The sequence below is a fragment of the Serratia sp. (in: enterobacteria) genome (genome assembly GCF_051654945.1).
GTDB lineage: Bacteria > Pseudomonadota > Gammaproteobacteria > Enterobacterales > Enterobacteriaceae > Chania.
The window spans coordinates 1-3,099 of the sequence record NZ_JBOFZA010000016.1 but is presented as its reverse complement, the minus strand read 5'-3'; the positions used below and the strand labels follow the sequence as shown (position 1 = coordinate 3,099).

Sequence of the window (3,099 nt, the reverse complement as noted above, 5' to 3'; positions counted from 1 at the left end):
AAATAAATACCAATACATAAAAGAGCAATATTACTTCTATTCAATATTACTTTCTCTCTAAAATCTCGAATAACTATATCAATCAAAATAAATATTTCTAATCCAACTATCAAATATCTTCCCATTTTTCTCCACGAATATTAAATTCCAAAACTGGTTTTTCAGGATAAAAATAAAAATCATTTTTATTTTTATCTATATCTACTTTAATTTGTCCTCCATATACAATTGAACCTTCAGGCTCATCTTTGCTTCCTCCTATTTCAAGTAATAAATCTTTCCCTGCTCCTGGATTTTGAATTTTATTACCTGTATAATTTTGTAAGTTATTTAAAATATCAGATATTTCGCTTTGGTCTTTATCCGACCAAGGGTATGAACCTTTTTCTAAATAATAAGTTTCTGATGCAAGCCTTAAATTCTGAATAGTGTTTATTGCTTTTGAATCTTTTGCCATAGCTAAATAATCTCTTACTTTTGGAACTATAAAACTACTTAAAATTCCTATAACGCCTAAAACTAAAATAATCTCAATAACACTAAATCCTTTTTTTCTTTTCATCAAACCTCCTCTAAATTTCTAATAAATCTCCCATATTTAAAATTGGTAAATATAATCCTACAACAAAAATACTTATAATTACTCCTACTATCAATAATAAAATTGGTTCAATTAATTTTAAAATAATTTTTATTCTTTTGTTTAGTTCCTCCTCTCTTAATATAGCTATTTCTTTTAAAATAAATGCAACTGTTCCACTCTCTTCTCCAATTCTAACCATATCAATCTCTTCTAAGGAAAAAACTCCTATTTTTTTTAAACAACTAGATAAAACCTCCCCTCTTTTTATATTTTTTAATATATAAATTTTATTTTTTAAAAAACCTTTATCTAAATTTTCTAAAATAATATCAACTCCTTTTTCTATAGATATTCCCGAATCTAAAAGTAACGAAAGATTATCTAAAATGCTTATTACATACTTTTCAATTAAAAATTTTCGAATTAAAGGAATTTTATATAACAATACTTTTACTTTTTTTGATTTTAAACAAAAAAAAACTACACAGATATAAGCTATTATCGCGTAGGGAGATTTTGACAAAATATATTTAATTTTTAAAATAATTTTCGTTATTAAAGGTAAATTTTTTTCATTTAAAGAATAAACTGATTCAAAGTTTGGTACTATAAAATAAAAAATTAAAAGAATTATTATTGTTGATATAACTAAAATAAAAATTGGATAGGATAGAGCTATTTTTATTTCATTATTTAACTTCTCTCTCTTCTCTTTCATTTGGGAAATTTTTAAAAACCCATCTCCTGTACGTCCTATATTTTCAAAAACATAAATAATTAGCATCTCTCGTTCTTTTATAAGCTCTTCTTCTCTCAATATTGAATATAAATTCTCTCCTTTTTCTAATTTTTTATATAATTTTAAAATTTTAGATTTTAATATAGGATCTTTTGAGCTATTTTTCTGAAATTCAATCGCTTTTTTTAAAGAGATTCCAGCATTCAATAATCTTCCTATTCTTAAATATAAATTTTGTAAATCTTTATCTTTAATTTTTCTCTTTAAAATCATATAAAACACTCTCTCATAATCTCTTCTTTTGTTGTTATTCCCTTCTCTACTTTTAAAAGACCATTTTGTAAAAGATTTTTAAATCCTTTTTCCTCTAAATATTCTTTAACTTCTTTTGTTGATTTATATAAGATTAAATCTCTTATTTGATTATCAAAAAAAATTATTTCCTCTACAGCTTCTCTTCCTCTAAAACCATTATTACAACAATCTCCTTTTTTACCATTACAAATAGAGCATATCTTTCTAACTAATCGTTGACTTTCTATAGCAGTTATTGCTGTTGCTATTATAAATTTATCTATTCCAAAGTTTATAAGTCTATCAATCGCTGTCAATGAATCAATTGTATGAAGTGTGCTAATAACTAGATGTCCCGTTAAAGAAGCCATTAAGGCTATTTCTGCTGTTTCTTTATCTCTTATCTCTCCCACTAAAATTATATCTGGATCTTGTCTTAAAACACTTCTCAATATAACTGAGAAATCAAGACCTATTTCACTTTTACATTGAATTTGATTTATATTTGAAAATTGGTATTCTATTGGATCCTCTATTGTTAAAATATTAAGATTTTCATTTGCTAAATAATTAACTATAGAGTAAAGAGTTGTTGTTTTTCCACTTCCAGTAGGTCCACAAAATAAAAGTAACCCACTTTTTTTCTTTAATAAATCCTCTAATTTTTTTAGATTGTTTGAGGTGAAACCTAAGTTTTCTATTAATAAATCCGAAACATTATTTTTTAATAAACGTATTACGACTCTTTCTCCAAATATCGTAGGTGTTATTGACACTCTAAAATCTATCTTCTTTTCATTAAACTGACCTTTAAATCTTCCATCTTGAGGTAATCTTTTTTCTCCTATATCAAGTTCACTCAATAACTTTATTTTAGTTATAAGCCTTATACCTAAGTTTTTTTCTAGTTCTTCATAAAGTTTTAAGTAGCCATCTATCCTAACTCTTATTTTAACTGAATTTTCTTTTGATTCTATGTGAATATCAGAAACTCTTTCTTTAAGGCTATTAAAAATAAGAAGATTTAAAATTTCATTTATATCCTCTTTTTTATATTTTAATTCTTTTGATTCTCTTATCTCAAAAATATCTCTTTTAAAATATATATCTTCACTCATTTACAAACCTCTTTCAATCGATAAAACTTTAAATTCAACTTTAGCTTCAGAATTTGAAACCTTAACATATTTTTTTAAATAACCTTTTTGTGATTCTACTTTTATTAAAATAACCGTTAAAATAAAAATTATAAATATACTATTTTTCAATAAATTTCCTCCTCTTCCCAGCCTATTTTCCCTTCACCTTCTGAAGAATAGTGATATTCTAAAATATTGTTATAATTAACATTTTTAACTCCTATATTTAAATAGGTATTTATCTTTAAAACTCGTTCTCTTTGAAAAGTATAAAATGCCAATCTATTTTCTACTTGGTTATTATAACCAAAAATATAAAGTGTAAAAGCTTTACTTAAATTTCC

5 protein-coding genes are annotated in these 3,099 nt (G+C 24.2%); all 5 read right to left on the bottom strand.

Annotated features, from left to right (window positions below; translation table 11 throughout):
• Positions 1 to 109: 109 nt before the first annotated feature.
• Positions 110 to 562 carry a type II secretion system protein gene (locus ACRDCA_RS00295; RefSeq protein WP_438585525.1) on the bottom strand — a complete coding sequence of 151 codons (453 nt, stop codon included), beginning with the start codon at positions 560 to 562 and terminating at the stop codon, positions 110 to 112.
• A gap of 10 nt (positions 563 to 572) precedes the next feature.
• On the bottom strand, positions 573 to 1,595 hold the full coding sequence (locus tag ACRDCA_RS00290; protein WP_438687779.1) for a type II secretion system F family protein: 1,023 nt from the start codon (positions 1,593 to 1,595) through the stop codon (positions 573 to 575).
• Positions 1,592 to 2,734, bottom strand: coding sequence for a GspE/PulE family protein (locus tag ACRDCA_RS00285; protein WP_438687778.1), 1,143 nt, complete (start codon positions 2,732 to 2,734; stop codon positions 1,592 to 1,594). Before ACRDCA_RS00285 ends, ACRDCA_RS00290 begins: the two co-directional genes overlap by 4 nt.
• The gene (locus ACRDCA_RS00280) at positions 2,735 to 2,884 is read right to left on the bottom strand and encodes a hypothetical protein (RefSeq protein ID WP_438585528.1); all 150 of its coding nucleotides are present in this window, start codon (positions 2,882 to 2,884) and stop codon (positions 2,735 to 2,737) included.
• A partial coding sequence (locus tag ACRDCA_RS00275; protein WP_438687777.1) for a hypothetical protein occupies positions 2,881 to 3,099 on the bottom strand: 219 nt, incomplete at its 5' end. The genes ACRDCA_RS00275 and ACRDCA_RS00280, both read right to left, overlap by 4 nt.